Source organism: Natronococcus amylolyticus DSM 10524, assembly GCF_000337675.1.
GTDB lineage: Archaea > Halobacteriota > Halobacteria > Halobacteriales > Natrialbaceae > Natronococcus > Natronococcus amylolyticus.
The window spans coordinates 181,923-207,385 of record NZ_AOIB01000036.1; the positions used below are offsets into that span (position 1 = coordinate 181,923).

Here is a 25,463-nt window from a genome sequence, read left to right on the forward strand (position 1 = left end):
CTGCCTCAGTCGACGTCGACTCTCGTTCCGTACCCCGACTCGCCCACCACGCCGCCGTCCTCGTAGACGACCTCGCCGCGGACGACCGTCGCGGTCGCCTTGCCGACGAACGACTCCCCGACGAACGGCGTCACGCAGTTCTTCGAGTGTAACTCGTCGGCGCTCTCGAGGGTCCACTCCGTCTCGGGATCGACGATCGTGAAGTCGGCGTCGGTGCCGACCTGCAGCGACCCTTTCTGTGGGTACATCCCCCACACCTGGGCGGGCCGGGTCGAGTGGCGACGCACCCACTCCTCGAGGGTGAACCGCCCGTCGTCGACGAAGGAGAGCATGACGGGCACCTCGGTCTCGAGGCCGACGAACCCCGAACTCGCCTCCCAGGTGTTCCCGAACGGGTCGTCGACCTTCTTCTCCTCGGGGGTGTGTGGGGCGTGGTCGGTCGCGATACAGTCGATCGCGCCACGGTCCATGCCGACCTCCCAGAGCGTCTCGCGCTCGACGGCGTCGCGGATCGGTGGCTGGATCCGGGCAACGTTGCCCTGCTCGCGCATCACGTCCTCGGTGAACCAGAGGTAGTGCGGCGTCGTCTCCGCGGTGACGTCGACCCCCCGACCTTTCCCGCGGGCGACGGCTTTCGCCGCGGAGCCCGAGGAGACGTGGAACATGTGGACGCTCGCGTCGGTCTCCTCGGCGAAGGTGATCATCCGCTCGACGGCCTCCCGTTCGGCGATCACGGGCCTCGAGTGGGAATGGTCGATCGGCTCGTTTCGTCCCTCGCGCTTGAACCGTTCGGTGTAGTGGTCGATGATCTCGCCGTTCTCCTCGTGAAAGCCTAGGCGCTTGCCCGTCTCGCCGATTCGCTCCATCGCCTCTATGATCTCGCCGTCGGTCGGCGGCGGGACGTCACCGACCGTCGAGCCCAGGAAGATCTTGTACCCCAATACACCGGCGTCGTCGAGGTCGGGGATCGCCTCGAGGTTCTCGCTCGTGACGACGGCGTAGCTCTGGAAGTCGACGTGGGCGCCGGCCTCGCCTCGCTCGTACTTCAACTCGAGATGTTCGGGGCTGTCGATGACGGGATCGGTGTTCGGCATCCCGACGACGGTCGTCACGCCGCCCGCCGCGGCCGCCCGCGTTGCGGACTCCCAGTCCTCCTTGTACTCGAGGCCGGGTTCGCGGTTGTGGATGTGACAGTCGACGACGCCGGGTGCGAGAACGTTTCCGTCGGCGTCGAGGACCCGCTCTGCGTCGGGGAGCCGATCGGTGCGGCCGACGGCGACGATCGTCCCGTCCTCGACCGCGACGCCGGCGTCGGGGGTCCGTCCGGACGGTGTAACGACGGTGCAGTTTCGCACGACGAGATCCACGGTCATTGGCCCCACCTATCCACGAGATCCGGATATAGCTTCTGTTGCCCGAACGCGGTTGGCGACGGGATGAACCGAGTCACGCTCGAGAACCCGGTAGCACATCGACTGTCCGCGACGCCGCCCGTGTCTGGCGATCCGGACGATACTCGAGAGCGCTCGAGACGGAGGCCGAACGCGTTCGTCTCGATAATCGTCGTTTTGCTCCCGGTATCAACGGATTGGTCGCTTGTGCGCCGAACCGTCCGAAACCGGGTGAGGAGACCGGTTCAACGTCGGATCAGGTTCGCGTAGGTGAGAGATAACTAACGGCTCCGCGACGGTAGGTCTGGGCATGATTGACAGCCTCGTGGTCTTCGTCGTTAGCCTCCTGATCGGTGCGTTCGGCATCTTCGTCGGCGCGAGGGTCGTCGTCGACACCGAGGACTACACCTACGCCCTGATCACCGCGCTCATCGGCGCGATCGTCTGGGCGATCGTCGGCTTCTTCTTCGGCTGGATCCCGCTTCTGGGCCCCCTCCTCGTGTTCGTCGCCTACCTCGCGGTGATCAACGCTCGCTATCCGGGCGGGTGGATCGAGGCGATCGTCATCACTGTCATCGCCTGGCTGTCGGTGCTCGTCGTTCTCTACATCCTCGCTGTCATCGGCGTCACCGGGTTCGAGGCTGCCGGCGTCCCTGGCACATAATAGAACCGAACACATCACATTTCCTTACCGAGGCAGAGTAATCCACACTGGCGTTAGGTCGTCTGAGAATAGCGTCTGCGTGACATACCGCTACCGGAGTAACAATATATGATTTATAAAAAATACTTTGTGGAGTGCTGTCGACGGTTCAGCGTAAGACGGTCGTTCCGCGGATCGCAGTAACACGGACCGATCTCTCCAGCCACCATGATCCATGCGCTCTCCGAACCCGTCATTACCGCGCTCGTTCCGTCGATCAGTGAGAGGGTCACCCTCGGCGTCGTGTCGACTCCCGGACTCGTCTGGGACCCACATCTCGCGGCCGTCGCCGGACTCGTCGCGCTGATGATGCTCGGTGGCGCGCTCGTCGTCCGAAATCAGCTCGCGGCGACGTCGGGGCTCGGCACGGAGCCGGATCCGCAGCGAAACGACGAGTTCGTAACTGACCGGGAGCGGGTCTGTGAACTCATCGAGGAGAACGGCGGCCGGATGAAACAGTCGAGGATCGTCGACTCGGTCGACTGGTCGAAGGCGAAGGTGAGCCGGCTGCTGGCCGAACTCGAGGAGGAAGAGGAGGTAACGAAGCTTCGACTCGGACGGGAGAACCTGGTCTGTCTCCCGGGCCACGAGCCGACGGCCTCGAAGTCGCCGGAACGCGCCAGAAACGAATAAAACCGATTCTCAGACAGGTCGTGACCGAACCGTTAGCCAAGCAGCTGGTAGAGGCTGCTCGCGGCGACGACCAGCAGGACGAGCACGCTCGAGAGGACGGGATCCAGACTCGAGCCGATGGTCCCGTCGAGGCCAGCCATCGCGATCAGGAGCAGGCCGACCAGACAGAGCGCCAGGTGGAGACGGAGGGTCGACGAGCGATCGGTCGGTTCGTCGTCGACGTACGTGAGGACGTCGTCGAAGTTCGGTCCCGAGCGGATAGTCTTCGCGTCGGAGTCGTACTCGATGACCAGGTCCTCCTGGAGCTGGGGGAGGTGTGTCTGCTGGAGGGAGACGTAGACGCTCTTGTAGAGGTTGTTCGGGACCGATGCGGCCTCCGATTCGGTCGACGCGATCTCGGTCGCGACCTCGGAGACGTCGACCTGTCCGGCTTCCTCGGCGAGTAGCTGGACGATCGCTCGCCGCCGGTCGTTGCCCAGGATGTGAAAAACCTCGCTTTCCTCGAGTGAGTCGGTTCGGTTCGTCTGGACGGACATTGATCAAAGAGCGTTCGAAGACGTACGGTTACCGACCGGTCCACCACCCACTGACATACGCGTGGATTTCACCGACCACCAACTTCAACCTGCGGTATTAATTCCCAATCGGTCCGTTCGGAAGGATTGTCTTCCATCGATCCGAACAGGAAACCAACACGGCGAGAACGGGTCAGGCTGTTACCTGGGTAGGTGTCCGCCCGATTGCATCTCCCGATACGTCGTGCAGGCCGGACAGCCGTGGACGACGTCACCGTTATCTCCGAAGACTCGAGCGAACTGCTGGGTGACGTGTGTCCCACAGTTTCGACAGCGGGCGCCTGCCGACGACGATTCCATCGGTTTCCAGCCGTGTTGTGTTCGTTTCATAGGTTGTGGGTGTACGCGGATGGGCGACGGGCGAGTTCGGTCGTCGAGCCATCCGGTCTCATCGGATCCAGGGGAGCAAACGTGAATAAAGGACACAGACCGTTCACCCCCGAGCCGGTCCGATACCTCCGGAAACCCGTCGTTTATGGCTAATTTCGGACGATAAAGCCCGTCTGAAGGCTGTTTTCCAATATTGGTTCGTTCCGATCTCAAGATGAATTCAGTCGCGTTCTCGTTCGTTCGTCGGAGGCTATCCTGATCTCTCACGTTGAGACCGGCCGAAAGTATTCGTTTCCCGACCGAAATCAACAGTTTCTCCCGCAGGCGATTTTGAAACTGAGTGTAAGGTCCACCGTTCTCAAATACCACTGTCGCTTACCGATTTACGTGTTGGAACGCGGCGACGCGACCGCGGATCGCGACGCGCCGCGGCTCTACCGGCCGGGGACGGACGGCTCGGCGACGAACACCGGCCCCAGCGAAGATGGGTGATCACGACTATGTCAACGCAAGCGACCAATACACGAGTGGAATCGGACTCGAATCCGTCGGTGCAGCTCAACGTGCTCGGCGACGACTGTGCACGGACGATCCTCGTCGCGACCAGCGACGGCCCGAAGACGGCAAAGGAGCTCACGGGGCGGACCGACAGCTCCTCGGCGACCGTCTATCGGCGCATCAACAACCTCCTCGAGAGCGACCTGCTGGAGGAGTGTGTGCGATTCGAGGAGAACGGCTCGCACACGACGGCGTACAAGGCGACGATAGAGGGCCTGTCGGTCCGAATCGACTCGAGCGGGATCGATGTCTCCCTGTCGAAATCCGAGTGATACCGGCGCCGGACTCCGAGCGGGACTGTTCGAGAGCGCAAGTAACGTCCCAGAACGAACGATCGTCGTCTACAGACTAATTTTAATTGAGGTCGTCAGACGGGAACGAACTGCTAGCACGGCTGTATGATACGGATAACAAATATCTACTCAGTGGAACGGTCACTGTGATTGAGCAATGCACGATCTAACCGGGTTTCAGCGCGACCTGCTGTACGTGATCGCAGGTGCCGATCGTCCGTCCGGGCAGACGGTCAAAGACGAGGTCGAACAGTACTACAGCTCCGAAATCAATCACGGCCGACTGTACCCGAACCTCGATACGCTCGTCACCAAGGAACTCGTCGAGAAGGGAGAGCTCGACAGGCGAACCAACTACTACGCGATCACCGACGAGGGCCACGAGCAGATCAGCGAACGACGCGAGTGGGAACGACAGTACGTCGACCTGTAGTTCGACTCTACGAGCGCTGACGACGAGTTCGAGAGGCGCGTTTCGGACCCGTATGACCGCGACTGGCCGCAATATCCGGTAGTACGGACATAACAAAGCCCGCGAGCGAGGACTGGCTCAACGATCTATGGTACGAGCCTCCGCCCTCGAGGCGCAGACCGACCGACCAGCCGTGGTGACCGACGCGTGAGTCATCCGACGAGCACGGAGACGCGGCTCGGATTCCTTCGGTGGTACCCCCTCGATCTCGCGCTGGTCTCGCTGGCGGCGGCGCTCTCGTATCTCGCCGTCACGAGCTTCGGTCCGGAGACCGCACCGCGGCTGCTGGTGACGTTTCCGCTCGCGCTGTTCCTGCCCGGATACGCGCTCGTCTCGGTGCTGTTTCCGGCGGGAGAACGAGCCGCCCAACAGACGGCGACGGCGCCGACCGACCGTCGGCCGCGCGGGATCGACACCGTCGAGCGGCTCGGGCTCGCCGTCGCGCTCTCGCTGGCACTCGGGCCGATCACCGTGATCGCGCTCCCGTTTGCCGGCTGGGAGCTCGAGGCGGCGTCGGTCGCCGGCGGGCTCGCCGCCGTCACGATCGGGCTGGCGCAGCTCGGCGTCGTCCGTCGGCTTCGGACGCCCGCAGCCGTCCGCTTTACCGTCTCGATCCGAACGATCCGCGAGCGACTGATCGGCGCCGACGGTCGCGGCGTAACGGTGTCGTCGGTCGTTCTCGGGATCGCGATCGTCCTCGCCGTCGGGCTGCTCGTCGCCGCGTTCCTCTTTCCGGCCTCGGCCGGCGGCTACGACCAGCTGGCGCTGTACTCGGAGACCGAGGAGGGCGACCTCGTCGCCGGGGAGTTCCCCGACGAGGTCGCGCCGGGCGAGTCGGTGCCGGTGACCATCGAGGTCGAGAACGGCGGCGACGAACCCCGAGAGTACACGGTCGTCGTCCAGGAGCAGATGATCGAGGGCGGCGAGGTCGTCGATAGCACGGACCACGAGCAGATCGAGACCGTCGTCCCGGGCGGCGAGACCGACGACGGTACGTACCCGGTCGCGCCGACGGCCGAGCCCGGGGAGACGGTTCGGATCAGCGTCCTGCTGTTCGAGGGCGACCCGCCGATCGGCGCGACGAACGAGGACGCCCTCGAGGAGACCTACTTCTGGGTAACCGTCGCCGAGGAGCCGGCCGACTGACCGCTTCGACGGACTCCGTCCGCGGCTGTGCTGGGCATCCGTTCGCTGTCCTCCATTGCCTCAAGCGTCGAGTCGCGTCGTTCGAACTCATCCCCCGGAGCCGTACCGGATCGGGCCGGCTTCGAGCGAATCGGATCGAACCCGGAGCGTGAGTACAGCCGGCGCTGGTCGTTCAACGATATGACCGAGCGTAATGCGGGTGCGGTGTTCGAGAGCTGTCGGACCGTGGAACCTCGAGCGACTGCCGAAACGAGCGGAGACGACCGACCGGCCGAGAAACGGTGTGCAGTCTCGTGACGGAAGTCCCAATGGAGCTATCGGCCCACCACACCGAACGGTAGCGTCAGCTCCGGATTCCTCGAGGCGCGGTGGACGATCGACACGAACAACACGGCGAGACAGAGCGCGAGCGCGACCGCGGGAGCGAGCGTCGCCGTCGCGGGCCCGACGGACAGCCAGGTAAGCGCCAGCGCGACGACGCCGAGCGCCGTTACCCCCGCGTAGATCCGGTGCCAGGGTCGTTGCTGTCCGAGCCGCCGATCGAGGTAGGGTTCGAACACCTCGCTGCTGGGGAGGAGATCGATCGTATGCGTATCTGGGTCCCAGTCGACGATTCCGTGATCTTCGAGCATCGGCAGGGGGGTCTGGTACAGCGAGATGTAGACGCGGCGGCGCTGCGTTCGCGTCACGTCGTCGGTACCGATCTCGTTCTCCCAGGCGGCGACCTGTTCGACCAGCGGCGCGAGATCGCAGCTCCCGCCCTGTCGTTTCAGATACCTGACCGCCTGGCGTCTGCGGGCGTTGCTGAACACGTCGAACAGTTCGGCCTGGCTGAACTCTCGATCGGTCATAGGTTCCCTCGCGATCCCGTCTCCCGTGCCCGGAGATCGGGTCTGGTCGGATAGCTCACACCACCGACTGGGACGGAGCAACCCTTTACTATCTCGCGGCTACCCGGGCGAAACCGCCATATACCGGTTAGAAGCCGTGACTGACGTCGGTAGCGACGATTCCGGCCGATCGGCCCCGTGGTCACCGGTAGCGATCGATCGAATCCGCGAGGGTGTCGGTTCGTTTCGTCCCTCGAGCGCCGACGTAGTACGGGACTACGCGACCGTCAAGCCGGGGATAACAAAGCCTCGCTACCGGCTGTGTCCGGACGATCACCCATCCGGGTATCGAGCATCTATGAGCACATCCAGATACGACCGACGAGTGCAGGGACGAACCGTCGCGTTCCCGCGCGGAGGCTGGTCGCCGTGACACGGTTCGTCTCCGGCGAGGGCTGTACGATCGCCGACGGCGCGACGATCGATCACGGCGAGTTCGACGAGCCGACCAGGGTCGGCGCCGACGCGACGATCAGGGCCGGTTCGATCGTCTACGGCGACGTGACGATCGGCGACGGGTTCACGACCGGTCACGACGTGCTGATCCGCGAGGGAACCACGATCGGCGACGACGTGCTCGTCGGCACGAAGACCGTCGTCGACGGCGAGACGACGATCGGCTCGCACGTCAGCCTCCAGACGAACGTCTACGTGCCGACCGAGACGACGATCGGTGACAACGTCTTCGTCGGCCCCGGTGCCGTCATGACCAACGACGAGTACCCCGTCCGGACCGAGGTCGACCTCGAGGGACCGACCCTCGAGGACGGCGCCTCGGTGGGCGCGAACGCGACGATCCTGCCGGGCGTGACCGTCGGCAAGAACGCGTTCGTCGCGGCCGGCGCCGTCGTCGTCGAGGACGTCCCCGCCGACAGCCTCGCCGTGGGCGCACCGGCGCGAACGAAACCGCTTCCCGCCCCCCTCGAGGGACCGAACCAGCTCGAATGACCGACACAGAAACCAATCCCGAGATCGACGCCGAAACGAGTATCGAGCGCGTAACCGACGAGCCGAGCGACGACGGGATCCCGATCGCCGATCCCGAACTCGGTCCGGACGCGATCGACCGCGTTCGGGAGGTCCTCGAGAGCGGCGCGCTCGCAGACGGTCCCGAGGTTCGGGCCTTCGAGCGCGAGTTCGCCGCCTTCTGCGGGGCCGACCGGGCCGTCGCGACCTCGAACGGGACGACGGCGCTGGTGACCGCCCTCGAGGCCCTGGGGCTCGAGGACGGCGATGCCGTCGTCACCTCCCCGTTTTCCTTCGTTGCGAGCGCGAACGCGATCCGGCTCGCGGGCGGGACGCCGGTGTTCGCCGACATCGACCCCGAGACGTACGCGCTGGATCCGGAGGCCGTCGAACGAGTCCTGCGAGACAGGGAGGACGTCGTCGGCCTGCTGCCGGTTCATCTCTACGGACTGCCGGCGCCGATGCCCGCCCTTGTAGACCTCGCCGAGGATCACGACCTGTTCGTCCTCGAGGACGCCTGCCAGGCTCACGGCGCGAAATGTGGGGGGGACCGGGTCGGCACGCTGGGCGACGCCGCCTGCTTCTCGTTTTACCCGACCAAGAACATGACGACGGCCGAGGGCGGGATGGTCACGACCGACCGCGAGGCCGTCGCCGAGCGAGCGGCGCGGTACGTCAACCACGGCCGGGGCGAGACCGGTACCGGCGGCTACGATCACCTCGAGCTCGGCCACAACTTCCGGCTGACGGGCGTCGCGGCCGCGATCGGTCGCGTCCAGCTCGAGCGACTGCCGTCGTTCAATCGGGCTCGCCGGGAGCACGCCGCCGCCTACGACGAGGCGTTCATCGAGCTCCCGCTCGAGACGCCGACCGAGCCGCCGCGGTATCGGCACGTCTACCACCAGTACACGGTCCGGACGACCGACCGGGACGCGCTCGCCGAATCGCTCGCGGACCGGAGCATCGACACCGGAATCTACTACGACCGACCGATCCACCGCCAGCCCGCCTACGGGTCGGTCAGCACGGCCGCGGCGACGTTCCCCGAGGCCGAACGGGCCGCCGACGAGGTGCTCTCCCTGCCTGTTCACCCGTCGCTTTCGGCCGACGACCGCCGAACTGTCGTCGAGGCAGTGTGGGACCACTACGATACCCAATGACCGACCAATCTACCGTCAGAGCCGGCGTCGTCGGCGCCGGCTCGATGGGGCAGAATCACGCGCGGGTGTACAGCGAGCTCCGAACCGTCGACCTCGTCGGCGTCGCCGACCGCGACCGCGAGGTCGCCCGGCGGGTCGCCGCCGAGCACGGAACCGACGTCGTCGCCCTCGAGGCGCTGCTCGAACGGGTCGACGTCGTCACCGTCGCCGTGCCGACGCACGCACACGCCGAGGTCGTCTCGCGGTGTCTCGAGGCCGGCGTCGACGTGCTGGTCGAGAAACCGATCGCGGGTTCGGTCGCGGAGGGCCGCGCCCTCGCCGAACAGGCACGGAACGCCGGGCGAGTCCTGCAGGTCGGCCACATCGAACGGTTCAACCCCGCGGTGGGGATGCTCGAGGACCTGATCGAGGACCTCGACGTCATCGGGATCGAGGCCGAACGGCTCGGCCCGCCGATCAACCGCGACGCGCCCGGCGACGTCGTCTTCGATCTGATGATCCACGACGTCGACGTCGTGGGCGCCCTCCTCGGCCGGACGCCCACGTCGATCTCGGCGATCGGGGCGGCCGACGGACGGTACGCGACGGCGACGATGGAGTACGGCGATATCGTCGCGACGCTGACCGCGAGCCGGGTAACCCAGAAGAAGGTTCGGAAACTCACCGTCACCGCCCGCGAGTGTCTCGTCGAGGTCGACTACCTCGAGCAGTCGGTGCTGATCCACCGGGATTCCTACCCCGAGTACCTGACCGACGACGGCCAGAACCGCTACCGCCACGAGAGTGTGGTCGAACGCCCGCGGATCGCGACGAGCGAACCGCTGCGGTGCGAGCTCGAGTCGTTCGTCGAGGCCGTCCGTACCGGATCCGAGCCCGAAGTGACCGCCGAGGACGGGATCGCGGCCCTCGAGACGGTCCAGGCGATCGATTCGCGGCTCGGAAACAGGAGACGCGAACCGGAGGTGAACGCCCGATGAGCGCACTCGGTCCCTCGATTTACGGCTCGGAGCTCCCGGAGCGCGAGCTTCGCGAGCGGCTGATCGGCGGCGAGATCCCCGTCGCCGTCTACGGACTCGGCAAGATGGGGCTCCCCCTCGCGGGCGTCTACGCCGAGACGACGGGCAACGTCACCGGGGTCGACGTCGACCCGACCGTCGTCGAGACGCTCGCCGACGGCGAGAGCCACGTCGTCGGCGAACCGGGACTCGACGACCTCGTCGCCGAGCAGGTCGAGCGGGGCCGGCTCACGGCGACGACCGACGGCGCCGCGGCAGCTGCGGACGCCGGGATCCACGTGATCATCGTCCCGACACTGCTCGCCGAGGACGACTCGCCCGACCTGGCGACCGTCGAGTCGGTGCTCGAGGATATCGCGGCCGGGCTCGAGCCAGGTGACCTGGTCGTCGCCGAGTCGACGCTGCCGCCCGGCTCCTGCCGGGACGTCCTGCTTCCGCATCTGATCCAGGAGAGCGGCCTCGAGCGCGGCGAGCTCGGGCTCGCGTTCTGCCCCGAGCGGACGGCCTCGGGATCGGCCCTGCGGGACATCCGGGGACGGTACCCGAAGGTCGTCGGCGGCGTCGACGCGGCGAGCACCCGCGCGGCCGAGCTGATCTACGGCGAACTCACGAGCAACGAGGTCCACGCGGTGTCCGACGCGACGACCGCGGAGGCCGTGAAGGTGTTCGAGGGCGTCTACCGCGACGTCAACATCGCGCTCGCGAACGAGCTGGGTCGGCTCGCGGACGAGCTCGGCATTTCAGTGCGGGAGGCGATCGACACCGCGAACGGGCTGTCGGTCTGTCAGCTCCACGAGCCCGGGCCCGGCGTCGGGGGCCACTGCATTCCGTACTATCCGCACTTCCTGCTCTCGCGGTTCGAGGAGCCGATGCCGGTGATGCGAACCGCCCGCGAGCTCAACGACGCGATGCCGTCGGTGATGGTCGATCGCCTCGCCGACCGGCTCGCGGCGACCGGCGCCGACACCGATCTCGCGGATGCCTCGGTGCTCGTCCTCGGGATCACCTACCGGGCTGGCGTCGAGGAGACCCGCGCCTCGCCCGCGCTGGGCGTCGTCGACGCGCTCCGCGAGATGGGGGCCGACGTCGCCGGTATCGATCCGCTGGTCGACCCCGCCGAGTACGGCGCCCGTCCGGTCGCCCTCGAGGACCTGCCCGACGAACCGTTCGACGGCGCGATCCTCGTCACGGCCCACGAAGAGTTCGAGGCAATTCCCTGGTCCGACCTCGAGCCGATGGTCGTCGTCGACGGCCGGGACGCCCTCGACCTCTCGGGAACGGCCCACAGCCACTACACGTTCGCGGGCTCCCACGACGGGTCGGCCCCGTTCGGAGGCGGCGACGGCTCGGACGACGGTCGATCGGCACCGCTCGAGCCGCGACGAACGGACGGTGGGACCGATGTATAAGGGACGCTCGATCGGCGTCGTCGTCACCGCCTACGACGAGGCGGCGTTCGTCGGTCGTGTCATCGAGACGATCCCCGACTACGTCGATCGGATCTACGCCGTCGACGACGCCTCGCCGGACGACTCCTGGACCGTCATCCGACGGGTCGCCGAACGGATCAACGAGTCGACCGAGCCGGCGCGGGTGATCGCCGACGGCGGCGACAGCCGACGAGTGGTTCCGATCCGCCACGAGGAAAACAGGGGGTACGGCGGCGCGGTCAAGACCGGCTACGAGCGGGCCGCGGCCGACGGGATCGACGTCGTCGCCGTGATGAACGGCGACGCCCAGATGGACCCCGCGATCCTCGATCGGATCCTCGACCCCGTCGTCGACGGCGAGGCCGACTACGCGAAGGGAAATCGACTGTTGACTCCCGACGATCGCGCCTCGATGTCGACGTTCCGATTTATCGGCAACGCCACCCTCACCGGGCTCTCAAAGTTCGCCACCGGCTACTGGACGCTGTCGGACCCCCAGAACGGATACACCGCCATCTCCAGGGAGGCCATCGAGACGCTCGAGTTCGAGTCGATCACCGACGAGTACGGCTTCCTCAATCACCTCCTGACCCACCTCAACGTCGCGGAGTTCCGCGTCGCGGACGTGCCGATGACGGCCGTCTACGGCGACGAGGAGTCGAGCATCGGCTACTCGTCGTTCGTCCAGTTCGTCTCTTTGCTGTTGCTGCGGAGCTTCCTGTGGCGACTCAAGACCCGCTACGTCGTCCGCAGTTTCCATCCCGCAGTCGTCTTCTACGGTGCCGGCGCGACCGGGCTGGCTGGTGGGCTCGCCGGACTGGTCGGCTCGCTCGCTCGAGCGGTCCGCGGCGCCGAGAGCTTCACGGGCGCGATCGCCTCCTTCGTCGCCGGACTGGTCGGCACGGTGGCCCTCGGAATCGCCATCTGGCTCGACCGCGAGGAGAACGCCCCCCTCGAGGTGAGCCCGTACGATCGATCAGACGAGGACGTCGCCGATGGAGGGTCGTCGGATCGGCTCGAGGAGGCGGCGCCCCGTTCGATCGAGTAGCGGGGGCCCGACGGGACGGCGCTCCGCCCTCTTAGTCTCCAATCCGAACCGAGCGGTCACTGGCTCGAGGAGCCGATAAGTCACGTGGAGCGGTCAGTGACGTCGAAAATTCGGCTGTGAAAGACTGGGCGACGATTCGATGGGTTGACACGCCGAAGCTAAACTAACGTACTCCTCATATGTTCAATGAACGAGTCGGTCTGTCGGGCGATGACCAATACACCCAACTCTGACTTCTTCCCACGACTGAAGTCGTGACCTTTCTCCTTGAACCACTGTAATCCGCTGAACCCATTCCAACCTGGCTTCGGAGAAACGACCCTCAATCGTCTATATCGTCCCTGGCGTGAATTTTGGCCTGTTCACGGGCGCTGGGGTTGACTGACTCTTTGAACGGAACTTTCGCCAGTGTCGCATACACGGGTTCGCCAGACACCTCAGCGTACTCGTCCGGGAGGTGGACTGCAAACTCCACATCGAGGCCCGCGTCATATATCGAGTCGTCGAGCGGAACGTCGGTCGCAGCCTGCAGTTTTGCCGCTGGAACGAATCCGAGGCCGATATTGGTCTCGAGGTCCGGATTCCACCCCGCCGACGTCAGGTAGCCACATTCATCGTCCGTCTCCGGGTCCGAGATGAGCCAGTAGTCGGAGGGCCATTCCAAAATCGGGTCGCCTGCCATTTTCAGACCGACCAGTTTGTGAGTGAACGGAAACGCACCGTTTTCGATGGCCTCTTTCTGACGTTCCAGCTCGGCTTTGCCGACGTAGTCCGCGTCCTTGTCGTCGGGAACCTGATAGCCGAGGTTAACCTGGAACGGCGACGTCTCGTAGTCCATGTCCTGCCCCAACGACAGGATTCCGGCAGCGATACGTCGACGACCGTTTACTGGCGTCGCGGCACCGCCGTGGTCTTTGACCGTTTCGAGTACTGGATTCCACACTGCCTCGGCGTTCTTCGTCGCTTCACGGACGTATATTTCGAACCCTGCCTCTCCGGAGAAGCCCGTCTGACTCACCAGCACCGGGACGTCGTTGATAGTCGCTTCCAGCAGTCCGTAGTACGGAACGTCTTCGACCGCATCACCGATGAGCGACTCCATCACGTCGGGCGATTTCGGCCCCTGAATCTGCATCGGCGAGACGTCGATCTCGTCGATCTCGACCTCGAAGTCATTGCCGACTGTGACCCCTTGCAACCACTGCATCAGGTCGGAGTCAGCGATGGAGAACCAGAACTCGTCGTCGTCAGGCCGCAACAGGACGAAGTCATTGAGGATACCGCCGTCCTGGTTGCAGCAGATGGCGTACTTGCCACGCATCGTCTCGATGTCGGTCGCGTCTCGCGTAATGACGAAGTTGACGAACGCCTCAGCATCGGGTCCCACGACACGAATCTGGCGCTCGACCGCGACGTCCCATAGCGCTACGTGGTTGACCAGCAACTCGTACTCGGCTTCCGCACCTCCGTCTTCGGGGTCGATGTACGCGCGGGGGTGGTACATGTGATTGTAAACCGTCGCCTGATGACACCCCTCCTCGACGGAAAGGTGCCAGAACGGTGACTTCCGAACCCGGGTAGAGGTCACGAGGTCAACGTCTGCGTTACCTGTTTGACGAAGATTTCTGGGAACAGTACGATCCGATTGGTCGACATTGGGGTGGTTCGGGTGGTGGTTTCTCGACATTGGTAATCTATTTCGGTGATTCAACGGAATGGTTGCGCCCAGAGACGCCCGATGCGACTGGTATCGAACGGCGGGGTAACTCCCGTCGGGAGGTAGAATTTTGGTTCAGCGTCGATGCCTCGGTCACTGTCATGGTGTTTGTGTCATGCATGTGAACACTCGGCCACCGTCATGGTGCATCGTACCATGGAAGTGAATGACGTCCTGTAACCGCATTGCCCTCTCTCTTAATCGAATAATGCATTTATATCGGGTCTAGAACATTTCACGCATTCGTGATCACTTTCGCAGGTTCTCGGTGGAAGCAGTGAGGACGACGGTTCGAACCGTGCGAACTGGAACAGCGGTTCGACGAGGCTACAGCGACTGCGATCGAGGCCGAATCGCCCGCTTGGCCGGCGGGCTGAGCCCCTCGAGCGAGCCCCGGGCGGTCGCGACGTCGACCAGCAGGTCGGTCAGGTTCACCAGTTCGCCGACGTAGGCCTGCCGACGTCGCTGCCAGCTGGCGTCGGCCTCGTCGTCGGCGAGGATCTCGAGCGAGCGCTCGCACAGCGGGCCGTAGGAGTCGAACTGCTCGGCGAGGCCGGCGCGCTCGAGTTCCTCGAACTCGCCGTACTCGTGCTCGTCGGTGCCCTGGTAGCGAAACGCGGGGGTACCGAGCAGGGCGGCCTCGGTGGCCATCGTCCCCGTGTCGGCGACCAGCAGCGAGGCCTCGGCCATCGCATCGTGGATCAGCGCGGGGTGGAGGTCGTACGGCCGAGCGGGGGTGTCCCGAAGCTCCATCCGGCCGCCCTCGTCGGAGACGAACACCGTCGCGTCCTCGCTCAGGCGGTCGATCAGATCCCGTCGCTGTTCGGGTGTAAACCCCTCGAGGTCGGTGTCGTGGAGCGCGTCGAGTGCGTTGAACCGGAGGAGGACGTAGGGCTCGTCGTCGGCGACGCCGAGATACTCGCGAATCCGCGCGTCGGGTTCGAAGACGTCGGGGTGGAGATAGGCGCACTCCTTGAACCCCTCGAACGTGTAGTGGTCGTCGCCCAGATCCCGGCGCGTGACCGCCGGCGAGAGGATGCAGTCGGCGAACGGTCGGGAGACGGTGTAGTTGAAGTCGCCCGGCTCGTCGTCGAGGACGAGCACCGTCGGCGTTTGCGTGACTGTCCCCGCAAGGGCCGCGTAGGGTCCGCGGCCGAAGACGACGTCGGGGCGAAAGCGCAGCGACTCGCGGACGATCGTTCCGAGCTGACCGCCCAGCTCGCGGGCGAACCGCAGTCGGGAGTAGGCGTCGGTGCCGTGGCCGCCGTACACCCGGTACGGCATCCCGAAAAAGTCGAGCAGGTCGGTCGTACAGGCGTACTCGCGGGTCAACACGAGAACGTTGTGGCCGGCTCGCTCGAGCCTGTCGACGGCGTGGCGGTACAGGTGGACGTGGGCGGGCGTATTCGCGAAGACCAGAATCCGCATCGCCTCCCCGTACCCGTCGCCGACCCTTTGTAATCGGCGGGCTACCCACGCTCGGCCGGCCGTTCGCCGACTCGAGCCGGACACGCGCCTCCAGATCCGAGCGACGGACGGTCTCCGATCGCGTGCTCGAGCGTCGAGCCCGTTCCGTCGGGCGTATGCTCCCCGTAACAGCCGCCGCCGACCGAGTTTCTCCGTCCATAACAAACCGTCGCGGGGCGGTCGCCTCGGTCGATGAACGTCCTCGCCGTGACGGCTAACGCCGACGCGCCGTTTCTGACCCAGCAGGTGGACGCCCTCGAGCAGCGGGGCGTCTCCGTGACGACGATGTCAGTCGCCGGCGAGGTGAGCGCCGACACCGCCCGGAGCCCGCTCGACTACGTTCGGACGGTCCCGCGGGTGCTCCGGGAGGCGGGCCCGGAGTACGACCTGGTTCACGCCCACTACGGGCTGACCGCGCCGGCCGCGCTGGCCCAGCTCCGGCTCCCCGTCGTGCTCTCGCTGTGGGGCTCGGACGTCCACGGCCCGACCGCGCCCGTGAGCAAGCTCTGTGCGCCGCTGTGTGCGGAGGTGGTCGTCATGTCGGCCGAGATGGGTGCCGCGCTCGGTCGGGACTGTACGGTGATCCCCGACGGCGTCGACCTCGAGCGGTTCCGGCCTGAACCCCGCTCGCGCGCGCGAGAAACTGTCGGCTGGGCGGACGACGAGTACCACGTCCTCTTTCCCTATCCGCCCGCACGCACGGTGAAAAACTATCCCCGGGCGAAGCGGGTCGTCGACGCCGTCTCGAGCCGCGTCGATCGACCGGTTCGCCTGCAGACGATCTCGGGCGTCGATCACGACGCCGTCGCGACGTATTTCAACGCCGCCGACGCCCTGCTACTGACGTCCGACAGCGAGGGGTCGCCCAACTCGGTTAAGGAGGCGATGGCCTGTAATGTCCCCGTGGTCTCGCTCGCCGTCGGCGACGTGCCCGAGCGACTGGCCGGGGTCGACCCCTCGGTCGTCGCGCGATCCGATCGGGAACTGGTCGATGGGCTGGTGGGCATCCTCGAGCGCGGCGAGCGCTCGAACGGACGGGAGGCGGCCCATGAGGTGAGCATCGATCGAACCGCGGAGCGAATGCTCGCGGTCTACGAGCGCGCGACCGGGAAACGAGTACCGACTCGAGTCCCGAGAGTTCCCGCAAAGCGGTAGCGACCCGACCAGACTCGCCGCAGCGGGTGACTGTTGGCGGGAGCGAGACCGGATCACGTCCCATCTGAAAAACGAGGGGGAGGGCCGGAGCGCAGCAGGGGGCTCCTGGCAGTATCAATTCAGTGAGCGAACAGTATATGTCTTTATGGTATGTTGTTAGTAACAGAACAACAGTTAGCTCCGGTCGGCTCGACCTCGCAGGATGGCCGGGGCTGAGCCCGGCTACTGAATCTCCTCGCGGTACCAGGCCATCGTCTCCGGCAGGTGAGCCTCGAGCGGGCGATAGGTGTACCCCAGCTCCTCGTGGGCCTTCCGTGAGGTGTAGAACAGCCGCTGGGTCGCGAGTCGGGCCATTCGCCGATCGAAGGGAAACACGCGCCGACCGGTGGCGGCGTCGACGAGTTCGGCGACGGGACCTGCGGCGCGGATCGTGGTCGCCGGAACGGGGATTCGAGCGGGCGATCCCTCGAGGTGGGCGGCGATCCGCGAGACCGCGCGGTCGTAGGTGAGGTTCTCGCCACCGAGGATGTAGTGTTCGCCGGACTCGCCGCGCTCGGCCGCGGCGACCAGTCCCGCGACGACGTCGTCGACGCCGACGATGCTGAGCCCGCCCGGGAGGTAGGCGGGCATCGTGCGCTCGAGCCCCATCGCGAGCAGCTGTGCCGTGAAGTTCCGATCGCCGGGGCCGAAGATCGAGGTGGGGTGGGCCGTCACCGCGTCGCCGGAGTCCTCGGCGTAGCGGTCGACGAGACGCTCGGCTTGAGCTTTCGAGGCCTGGTAGGCCCCGATCGGCTCGGCGACGTCGTCCTCGTCGGCGACGGGGTCGCTTCCGTTCGGTCGTCGGGTTCCCGAGGTGCTCGTAAACACCACGCGCCCGGCGTCGGTCGCCGCGCAGGCATCGAGGAGGTTCGCGGTTCCCTCCCGGTTGACCCGGCGGACGGTCTCGGGGTCGGCGCTCCAGAGGCTGGCGCCCGCGAGGTGGAAGACGGCGTCGCTCCCGTCGACCAGCGCCTCGAGCGTCCCCCGCTCGAAGAGGTCGCCGACGTACCAGTCGACGCCCGCGACGCCTCGATCCGAGCCGGACCGACTGAGCCCCCGGACGTCCCATCCCGCCGCACGCAGATGATCACAGAGGTGGGTTCCCAGAAACCCCGTCGCGCCCGTGACCGCGGCCGTCTTCGCGCTCATCGTCCCTCGAGCTGTGGCGGGACGGCGTCCCCGCTCGCGACCGCGTAGAGCCGGTAGGCGCTCGAGACCGCGGGATGCGTGTCGTCCGAGGGCGGCAGCCGACCGCCCGCCAGTCGCTCCCTGATGCCCGAGAGGTCGACGCCGTCGGGGTTCTCGACGGCAACCGGTCGCTCCGCGTCTGAGAGCAACAGAGAGAGCGCGACGTCCGCGTCGACGTCTCGACCCAACAGGGATGTCGCCACGGCGTCGACGGCGGGCGCCGATCCCGAGAGCAACACGTTCGTCGCGACGGGATCGTCGCCGTAGGCGACCGTTCCGTCGAGCACGGCGAGGTCGGGATCGACCGTTCGGGTCGCGGCGACCGCGGCCCGAGTCGAGTCGGCTCCGGAGGTTACGAGTCGGCCGAGCGTTCGAACCGCCCCAGCAGCCGTTCCCTCCTCGGTCGGCCGCAGCGACGGGACGACGATCACGGTCGACTCGAGCAGCGGCTTCGGCACCGAGAGCGCGACCGAGCGCCCGTCGACGGCCCGGTACTCGTTTCGCGTCGGTACGTCAGCGAGGTCGACGAGCGCCGCGTCGAAGCGCTCGGCCAGTCGGTCGTAGCCGAGGTACGACGCCGTTCGCTCGAACGCGATCCGGTCGTCGCTGCGCCCGACGACGACGAGATCGATCTCGAGTTCCCGGTCGAGCCACGCGGCGACCGCGCCGACGACCGCAGGATCGGTCACGACGCCCGTCGAGGGATGGAACGGGTAGTGGGCGTCCGGAGCGAGGGTTACCCGATCGGCGTTCGCGAGTCGCTTCCGGTGGGGCTCGAGGACCGCTCCGACGGCCGACTCGAGGCGGGCCAGCCGCGCGTCGACGGTCGGCCGCCAGCCGCCTCGACTGTCGTCCTCGTCGATCGCGGCCAGGTGAGCGGAGCTCACGGCCGCACCTCCGGGACCTCGAGTTCCTCGGCGATGGTCTCGGCCGCCAGGTCGTAGGCGGTCTCGGCCAGCGCGAGCGATCGCCGGCCGTCGAGCCCGCTGACGGGTGGCTCCTCGTTCGCCCGGACCGCCTCGCAGAAGTCGGCCAGCGCGTCGTAGTGGGCCCGCAGGTAGAACGTCGGGCCGAAGACGGTCGGCTCACCGCCGACGCGGCTGGCGACGTTCTCGAGGGCCGCCCGGGCCGCGTCCGCGTAGAAGTTCTTCGGAAGGTGGTCCCGGTTGGTGATCGTCCCCGTAATTCCCTCGAGGCGCAACCGCGTGTTCACCTCGGGCAGCTCCTCCCACTGGTAGGAGCCACAGTGTACCGTGATCGTCGTCCCCGTCTCCGGCGCCCGCAAGAGGACCGTCGCGGCGTCCTCGACGGGAATTTCGAGGGTTCGGCCCATCGTCGCGTCTCGGACCTCGAGCTCGCCGAACAGCCACTCGAGCACGTCGAAGCAGTGCACCCCGAGCTCGAGCAGGGAGCCGCCGCCGACGGCGTTCGGATCGAGCGGCCAGGACGGCGGTGCAGTGTCTGCGGGCGGACGTCCGAGCGGGCCGTCGTTGAGCCGGATGATCGAGGCGTAGGGAACGTGGCCGACACCACCGTCCTCGTAGGCCGACTTGACGCCGACCATGTCGGGCTGGTACCGAAGTGTGTGGTCGACGCCGACGGCGATCCCCGCTCGCTCGGCAATTTCGAGCATTCTATCGGCTTCCTCCGTCGAGCGGGCCAGGGGCTTCTCGACGAAGACGTCAATTCCGTACTCGGCGGCCCGTTCGACGGCCTCGGCGTGGAGAAACGGCGGGAGCGCGACGACGGCGGCATCGAGATCCTCCGCGGCGAGCAGCGCCGCGTAGTCGTCGTACGTTCGGTCGACGCCGGCCCGCTCGGCCCGGTCGCGGTTCCCCGGAACCGCGTCGGCGGCTGCGGGGACCTCGACGCCGGGCATCGCCAGCGCCGATTTCAGATGCACCATGCCGATGTTCCCGACCCCGAGAACGCCGATCGAGAGCGGCTTCGAGTCGGTCGACCGGCCGCGAAACTGTGAGAGCATTCGCTCGAGAACGTGGTGGCTGCGGGCTTTGTTATCGCCGCCGTACCGCCGTCAGACGCCGAGTAGATCGTCCCTTCTACACGAATACGCGGCCTACACGACGTCGATTCGCTCGACGGCCGAACTCACGGCTGTCTTGCCGTCGCCCGACCGTCGACGCTGTTTGGGGTTCCGTCGACCCCGTCGGCTGCCTTCGTTCGGCGGGCGACGTCGGCCATCGTCTCGACAGTGAGGTCGGTTTCGGCTCGTCGCCGATCCAGATAGGAGAGGATCGCCCCCATCCGATCGTCGTCGCGCTCGCGAGTGAGGTTGTTCGGGTGGAGCCACATGTGAAAGAGGCCATCGGCATCGACTGCCTCGTCGATGCCGCGACGAGCCAGCACGACCATCGGATCACTCCAGACCGATTCGGCGACCGTCCGCGCGGGTCCCTCGAAGCCGAACAGGAACAGCGACGCCGGAACGTTCACCAGGCCGTACTCGTCGACGATCGGTTCGACGATCATCGACCGATCCCGCAGCGTCGAGTCGAAGAGGCCGCGAATCCCGTCGTGGGTCGGGGACCGACCGCGGTAGGCGCCGACGCCGTACTCGGCGAGCACGTCGCGGTGGCCGACGTCGTTTCGCGGGTAGACGAACGAGTCGACCGTCTGCCCCCACTCCCGCGCCAGCTCGAGGCTCCGCTCGAGTTCGGCTGCCGCGAGTTCGCGGTCGGTTTCGGGCTGTCCGAACAGGACGTGCGAGAACGAGTGACTGGCGAACTCGTGGTCGACGTCGGAGTCGAGGATCGCGCGAACCAGATCCGGACAGAACCGAAGGTCCTCGCGATCGGCCCACTCCCCTTGCTCGCGGTCGAACCATCCGTTCGGCACGGGATGGTCGGCGTGTCGCCCGTCACAGGACTCGAGCATGAGGTGGCCGACGACGGCCCACGTCGCGGGGACGTCGTACTCGGCGCACAGCTCGAGCATAGCCACCCAGCCGCGTCGGCCGGCCTCGACTCGAGCGCTCGGCGGGGAGTCGAGATCGTGAAACCCCCACCCGAGCTCGGCGTCGAGCGAGATTACGACGCTGCCCACAGCGCCCACCACCGTTGGGGATCGTTCATGGGGATGCCGATAGCGCCTGCGTCGTTTTGTTATGGGCGCCGTTCCGACCATCCGGCCGCCCGCTGCGGACGGTAACCGGTCGGTACCGGTCTCCGATACCCAATGGAGAGCGTCTCGCCGACGAACCGACCACCGGTAGGATGTGACAATCGTCCGTCGATCGATCCCGTTCCCGAGTGAAGCCGATCTATAACAAAGCGGTCGTCGGGTCACCTCCAGGACAGTAGACGTTCCCGACGTCTCGACACCAATCATGAGCGGATCTTCAACCCCGTCCGAGCGAGCGTTCGTCCTCGGACTCGACGGCGTACCGTGGAGGCTGATCGAACGATGGACCGACGCCGGGGAGCTCCCGAACTTCGCCCGGATGCGAACGGAGGGCGCCTCCGGGGTCCTCGAGAGCACCCGGCCACCGACGACGCCGCTGGCGTGGCCCTCGATCGCGACCGGCGTCTGGCCGGACAAACACGGCATCTACGGGTTTCAGAAGCTTTCTTCGGAGTACTCCCAGCGGATGTACACGAGTCACGATCGCCAACAGCCGGCCCTCTGGGAGCAGCTCTCGCCGGCCCACGTCGGCAACGTCCCGATGACCTACCCCGCCAGCGAAATCGACGGCACGATGGTAGCGGGGATGATGACGCCGTCGACCGAACGCGAGTTCACTCACCCACCGGAGTTCCAGTCGAGACTCGAGCGACGCGTGCCGGAGTATCAGATTAGCCTCGACTACCCCGAGTACGCCGACCGCCTCGACGAGTTCCCCGACGCGGTCGACGAGATGCTCTCGAAACGACGAGAGCTGATGCGTCTGCAGATGGACGAGGCCGGCGACGACTGGCAGCTGTTTTTCTTCGTCTACACCGCACCAGACCGGTTCCAGCACCTCGTCTGGGAGATGGAGCCGTTGCTCGAACACTACAAGCGACTCGACGAGATCCTCGGCGAGGTCATCGAGTACACCGACGACCACGACGCCGATCTCTACGTCATCTCGGACCACGGCTTCGGGCCGATCCACCGACTCGTCTACGTCAATCACGTCCTCGAGCGCGAGGGATACCTGTTCAAACGGGAGGACGAGGGGACTCGCGGCGCGCTCGCGAGCCTGGGAATCTCCCGAGACACGATCACGAACACGCTCGACCGGGTCGGCATCTCCGAGGAGCTGCTCGTCTCGGCGCTCCCGCGCCGACTGGTCGACTCGGTCGCAGAACAGATACCCGGCGACCACGCCCTCTACGACGTCGACTACGACCGAACCGTCGCGTTCGTCCACGGCGCAGGCACCTGCTACGTCAACGACACCGAACGGTTCGAGCACGGCGTCGTCGAGCCGCGCGAGATCCCGAAGGTCAAAGAAAAACTCGTCGAGATCTTCGAGTCCGTCACTGAGGCCGACGGGACTCGAGTGCTCGAGGTCTTCGACGGCGACGAGCTGTTCCCGACCGACGACCGATCGCCGGATCTGGTCGTCAACGGCCGGGACGGCTACGACTCGCGGAACACGATCACCGACGAACTGTTCGGCGAGACGGGCACGTACGCCGCCAGCCACCGGAGCACCGGGATCATGCTCTGTCGCGGCCCCTCGATCGACGCCGGTGCGACGCTCCGGGGCGCCCGCGTCGTCGACGTCGCGCCGACCCTGCTCCACGGAATCGGCGAACCGATTCCGGAGAACACCGACGGTCGCGTGCTGTTCGACGCCTTCGACGAGCGCGCGACCCCCTCGCGGACGAAGGTCGAACGAGTCGCCGTCTCGGGAACCGAAGGCGGCGAGGTCGAGGAGGACTTCTCCGACGTCGAGGATCGACTGAAGGGGCTGGGCTACATGGAGTGACCAGCCGTGTGGGGTCGGCGGGCCCGCGCTCGAGCGAGTGTCCGTATCGGCTCCACGACCCGCGGCCTGCAAGCATAGCGACTACCCCCTATCGGCCCGCAGGGTCACGCATGGTCGACGAGGATCTCGAACTCGAGCGCGACGTCGGTGAGGCAACGATCGTCTACGACGAACCCGACGAGGGAACCGTCAGAAAGACGGTCCCGAACGAACACGTCGCCTACTTCCAGGACCACTGGATCATCAAGACGGACGAGGACGAGGATGGTCGTGACATCGTTCGACGGATCCCCGCACAGCGGGTCCACTACGTCGAGCGCTCGGTCGAGGAGTTCGAGGAGGAAGTGAGCACGCTGGTCGATCAGGTTCAGTCGTTCGCGTCGGACCTCCGGACGAAGATCCCCGTCGGTGGGGACAGCGCCGGCCGCCGCGAGCGCGGACGCGAGGACACCGATCCGATCAACGTCGATATCGACGAGCCAGAGGACGACGACGACCCGCTCGATCGATAGCAATCCCACCTTTTGTTTTTCGTCGAACGATCCCGTTCGAAGTCGATCCGCTACTCGAGACCATGTGTCGTGGTCACCTCGCTCTCGCCGCGGTCCGTCCTCGCGCGTTCGTAGCGGACCCGTTCCGTCACTCGAGGGGGTAGCGCAACGGGAATAGCTACTCGCGATCCGTCTGCAGACGGTGGTGGTCGTACAGGTATCACTCGACCCCTTCGCTCCCGAACCCCCCGACTCTGTCGCCTATCGGTCGGAACGAACCAGTCGGAGTCCGGTCCTGGCGGCCGTCCAGGCCGGGTACAGTCTGTTGTAGACGCTGCTCGGCGCGTTCCTCGCACCCGCCCGGAGGAGCCGGTGGGACAGCGGCGGCCCCGACTCCGAGACCAGATCCTCGAGATCGGCCGTCTCGAGCCACTCGAAGAAGGCCCGCTCGGTCGCCGACTCGGGCTCGGCCTCTCGCGCGCGCCCGCGAATATCTTCCCACATGTAGCGCTCGTCCTGGCCGAGCACCCACTCGCCGCCCTCGAGGGCGACCCGCAGTCGCTCGTACTCGTGGTCGGCGAAGGGGTAGCCGTGCTCGGTCGGCTCGAGGCCCGCGAGCCGGAGGCCGACGGCGGTCCGGTAGCACTTCTCGCAGCGCCCGCAGTTCCCCTTCATCTGACGGTTGCAGGTCTGGAGCTCGAGGTCCGGGGCGTCGCTTCGGACGTAGTCGGCGATAGCGTCGAGCCGTTCCTGGCGGGTGAGTTCGTAACAGTCGTGGTGACACCGGGTGCCGGCCCAGCGAACGTTGTCGTCGATGTCGGGCCGGGAGCCCCACTCGAGGTCGATCCCCTCCCAGTGGGTGGCGGCGACGTAGAGGTCGGTCATCCCGCGGGCGTACGCCAGCGGCGCACAGAGCCCGAGCAGGCCGAGGCCGTGGCCGACGGAGCTGTACCAGGCGCCGTCGACGTGGCGCTTGTAGTGGGCGAGCAGCATCGGGTGGTCGAGAAAGGAGAGCATGTTCGACTCGAGGAAGGCCGTCTCGAGCTCCCGCTCGACGGCGAACGACTCGACGCGATTCGTGAGATGGCGCCACTTGTCGTCGTCGGCGAGGTCGGGCGTGATCGTCCAGCCGCGGATGCTGATCAGCGTCGGTTCCTCCTCGCGGTGGCGGACGTACGAACACGTCGAGTCGACGCCCCCCGTGAACAGTAGTCCGCTCTCGCCGTCGCCCTCGTCGTCAGCCGGCGGGTCGGGGTCGATCGTGCGCCGGGCGTAGAGGGTTCCACCCTCGAGGAAGTCGTACATGCCACAGAGCGTCTCCTTCACGTCCTCGAGCGCGCGGGCGAAGGTCGCGTCGACCGCCTCGACGTAGACGTCGGCGCCGTTGGCCCACGCGACGGGACAGACCTGCGCGAGGATAGGGATCGCGAGGATCCCCTCGGGGACCTCGGTGATCGGCACGTCGTACTCGGTTCGGAACGGCTCGCTCGTCAGGAACCGCTCGAGGTCGGGCGTGGCGCGGGCCTCACACTCGAGGGTTCGCCCATCGACGGTCGGCCGATCGATGATGATAGCACTCATATACGGGTTCGTCGCTCCAGAGCACGCCGAGGGCGTACAAAAAGCATCAGCGTCGTTGATCGTCCGCAACTCGAGAAATCGGTCCGTAGCCGTCAGTCCGGATCGAACAGGGACTGCATACTTGCCCCGTGACCTGGCGCCCCGGAGATCCCGTCGCCGGCGTCCGTTTCACGGGGCTCAGAATCCGTCCGAAACCGTCCTCGACCATCGGTGTCGACCATAGTAGTCGGGCCACGGATCGCCTCGAGCGGGCGTCAACGTCGGAAATCCTGTAGGTT

The 25,463-nt window shown here is 66.3% G+C and carries 24 protein-coding genes; 13 read left to right on the forward strand and 11 right to left on the reverse strand.

Annotated elements, in window-relative coordinates:
• Positions 1–5: 5 nt before the first annotated feature.
• Complete coding sequence (gene allB, locus C491_RS18275; protein ID WP_005559062.1) at positions 6–1,373, reverse strand: allantoinase AllB; 1,368 nt, start codon at positions 1,371–1,373, stop codon at positions 6–8.
• 328 nt (positions 1,374–1,701) lie between these two features.
• Between allB and C491_RS18280 the strand changes: the two genes are divergently transcribed.
• On the forward strand, positions 1,702–2,055 hold the full coding sequence (locus C491_RS18280; protein WP_005559063.1) for a hypothetical protein: 354 nt from the start codon (positions 1,702–1,704) through the stop codon (positions 2,053–2,055).
• 207 nt (positions 2,056–2,262) lie between these two features.
• Positions 2,263–2,727, forward strand: a complete 465-nt coding sequence (locus tag C491_RS18285; protein WP_005559064.1) for a helix-turn-helix transcriptional regulator — start codon at positions 2,263–2,265, stop codon at positions 2,725–2,727.
• Positions 2,728–2,759: 32 nt separating this feature from the next.
• Here C491_RS18285 and C491_RS18290 read toward each other — a convergent pair whose 3' ends face one another.
• Entirely contained in the window at positions 2,760–3,263 is a 504-nt protein-coding gene (locus C491_RS18290; RefSeq protein ID WP_005559066.1) for a DUF7344 domain-containing protein, read from the reverse strand.
• Between the two features lie 180 nt (positions 3,264–3,443).
• A complete protein-coding gene (locus C491_RS24430) occupies positions 3,444–3,602 on the reverse strand; it encodes a DUF7563 family protein (RefSeq protein WP_008425347.1) in 159 nt (52 codons plus the stop codon).
• Positions 3,603–4,132: 530 nt separating this feature from the next.
• Between C491_RS24430 and C491_RS18295 the strand changes: the two genes are divergently transcribed.
• From C491_RS18295 to C491_RS18305, 3 genes are all read left to right on the forward strand, one after another.
• On the forward strand, positions 4,133–4,462 hold the full coding sequence (locus C491_RS18295) for a helix-turn-helix domain-containing protein (RefSeq protein ID WP_049892305.1): 330 nt from the start codon (positions 4,133–4,135) through the stop codon (positions 4,460–4,462).
• 178 nt (positions 4,463–4,640) lie between these two features.
• Positions 4,641–4,916, forward strand: coding sequence for a PadR family transcriptional regulator (locus tag C491_RS18300; protein ID WP_005559069.1), 276 nt, complete (start codon positions 4,641–4,643; stop codon positions 4,914–4,916).
• Between the two features lie 186 nt (positions 4,917–5,102).
• A complete protein-coding gene (locus C491_RS18305; RefSeq protein WP_005559070.1) occupies positions 5,103–6,101 on the forward strand; it encodes a DUF1616 domain-containing protein in 999 nt (332 codons plus the stop codon).
• A gap of 314 nt (positions 6,102–6,415) precedes the next feature.
• Here the strand turns inward: C491_RS18305 and C491_RS18315 are convergent, their stop codons facing one another.
• Positions 6,416–6,952 (reverse strand): DUF7344 domain-containing protein, encoded by a 537-nt coding sequence (locus C491_RS18315; RefSeq protein WP_005559072.1) that lies wholly within the window; start codon positions 6,950–6,952, stop codon positions 6,416–6,418.
• Positions 6,953–7,360: 408 nt separating this feature from the next.
• Between C491_RS18315 and C491_RS18320 the strand changes: the two genes are divergently transcribed.
• From C491_RS18320 to C491_RS18340, 5 genes are read left to right on the forward strand one after another with little or no spacing between them, the layout of a single operon-like run.
• Positions 7,361–7,939, forward strand: coding sequence for an acyltransferase (locus tag C491_RS18320; protein ID WP_005559073.1), 579 nt, complete (start codon positions 7,361–7,363; stop codon positions 7,937–7,939).
• The gene (locus C491_RS18325) at positions 7,936–9,117 is read left to right on the forward strand and encodes a DegT/DnrJ/EryC1/StrS family aminotransferase (protein ID WP_005559074.1); all 1,182 of its coding nucleotides are present in this window, start codon (positions 7,936–7,938) and stop codon (positions 9,115–9,117) included. Before C491_RS18320 ends, C491_RS18325 begins: the two co-directional genes overlap by 4 nt.
• Positions 9,114–10,094, forward strand: a complete 981-nt coding sequence (locus tag C491_RS18330) for a Gfo/Idh/MocA family protein (protein ID WP_005559076.1) — start codon at positions 9,114–9,116, stop codon at positions 10,092–10,094. The genes C491_RS18325 and C491_RS18330 overlap by 4 nt, the downstream gene beginning before the upstream one ends.
• The gene (locus C491_RS18335) at positions 10,091–11,542 is read left to right on the forward strand and encodes a nucleotide sugar dehydrogenase (RefSeq protein ID WP_005559078.1); all 1,452 of its coding nucleotides are present in this window, start codon (positions 10,091–10,093) and stop codon (positions 11,540–11,542) included. Before C491_RS18330 ends, C491_RS18335 begins: the two co-directional genes overlap by 4 nt.
• A complete protein-coding gene (locus C491_RS18340) occupies positions 11,535–12,611 on the forward strand; it encodes a glycosyltransferase family 2 protein (protein ID WP_005559080.1) in 1,077 nt (358 codons plus the stop codon). The genes C491_RS18335 and C491_RS18340 overlap by 8 nt, the downstream gene beginning before the upstream one ends.
• A 322-nt stretch (positions 12,612–12,933) precedes the next feature.
• Here C491_RS18340 and C491_RS18345 read toward each other — a convergent pair whose 3' ends face one another.
• Positions 12,934–14,298 carry a glycine cleavage T C-terminal barrel domain-containing protein gene (locus C491_RS18345; protein WP_049892309.1) on the reverse strand — a complete coding sequence of 455 codons (1,365 nt, stop codon included), beginning with the start codon at positions 14,296–14,298 and terminating at the stop codon, positions 12,934–12,936.
• 357 nt (positions 14,299–14,655) lie between these two features.
• A complete protein-coding gene (locus C491_RS18350) occupies positions 14,656–15,756 on the reverse strand; it encodes a DUF354 domain-containing protein (RefSeq protein ID WP_005559085.1) in 1,101 nt (366 codons plus the stop codon).
• Positions 15,757–15,987: 231 nt separating this feature from the next.
• Between C491_RS18350 and C491_RS18355 the strand changes: the two genes are divergently transcribed.
• On the forward strand, positions 15,988–16,950 hold the full coding sequence (locus C491_RS18355) for a glycosyltransferase (protein ID WP_005559087.1): 963 nt from the start codon (positions 15,988–15,990) through the stop codon (positions 16,948–16,950).
• Positions 16,951–17,172: 222 nt separating this feature from the next.
• Here the strand turns inward: C491_RS18355 and C491_RS18360 are convergent, their stop codons facing one another.
• From C491_RS18360 to C491_RS18375, 4 genes are all read right to left on the reverse strand, one after another.
• The gene (locus C491_RS18360) at positions 17,173–18,138 is read right to left on the reverse strand and encodes an NAD-dependent epimerase/dehydratase family protein (RefSeq protein WP_005559088.1); all 966 of its coding nucleotides are present in this window, start codon (positions 18,136–18,138) and stop codon (positions 17,173–17,175) included.
• Positions 18,135–19,064, reverse strand: coding sequence for a DUF362 domain-containing protein (locus C491_RS18365; RefSeq protein WP_005559090.1), 930 nt, complete (start codon positions 19,062–19,064; stop codon positions 18,135–18,137). Before C491_RS18365 ends, C491_RS18360 begins: the two co-directional genes overlap by 4 nt.
• The gene (locus C491_RS18370) at positions 19,061–20,161 is read right to left on the reverse strand and encodes a Gfo/Idh/MocA family protein (RefSeq protein ID WP_005559092.1); all 1,101 of its coding nucleotides are present in this window, start codon (positions 20,159–20,161) and stop codon (positions 19,061–19,063) included. Before C491_RS18370 ends, C491_RS18365 begins: the two co-directional genes overlap by 4 nt.
• 125 nt (positions 20,162–20,286) lie before the next feature.
• Positions 20,287–21,240, reverse strand: a complete 954-nt coding sequence (locus C491_RS18375) for a polysaccharide deacetylase family protein (RefSeq protein ID WP_005559094.1) — start codon at positions 21,238–21,240, stop codon at positions 20,287–20,289.
• Positions 21,241–21,523: 283 nt separating this feature from the next.
• Between C491_RS18375 and C491_RS18380 the strand changes: the two genes are divergently transcribed.
• Positions 21,524–23,113, forward strand: coding sequence for an alkaline phosphatase family protein (locus tag C491_RS18380; RefSeq protein WP_005559096.1), 1,590 nt, complete (start codon positions 21,524–21,526; stop codon positions 23,111–23,113).
• 110 nt (positions 23,114–23,223) lie between these two features.
• Positions 23,224–23,625 (forward strand): hypothetical protein, encoded by a 402-nt coding sequence (locus C491_RS18385; RefSeq protein WP_005559098.1) that lies wholly within the window; start codon positions 23,224–23,226, stop codon positions 23,623–23,625.
• A gap of 240 nt (positions 23,626–23,865) precedes the next feature.
• Here C491_RS18385 and C491_RS18390 read toward each other — a convergent pair whose 3' ends face one another.
• Positions 23,866–25,185, reverse strand: a complete 1,320-nt coding sequence (locus tag C491_RS18390) for a hypothetical protein (RefSeq protein ID WP_005559100.1) — start codon at positions 25,183–25,185, stop codon at positions 23,866–23,868.
• Positions 25,186–25,463: the final 278 nt, after the last annotated feature.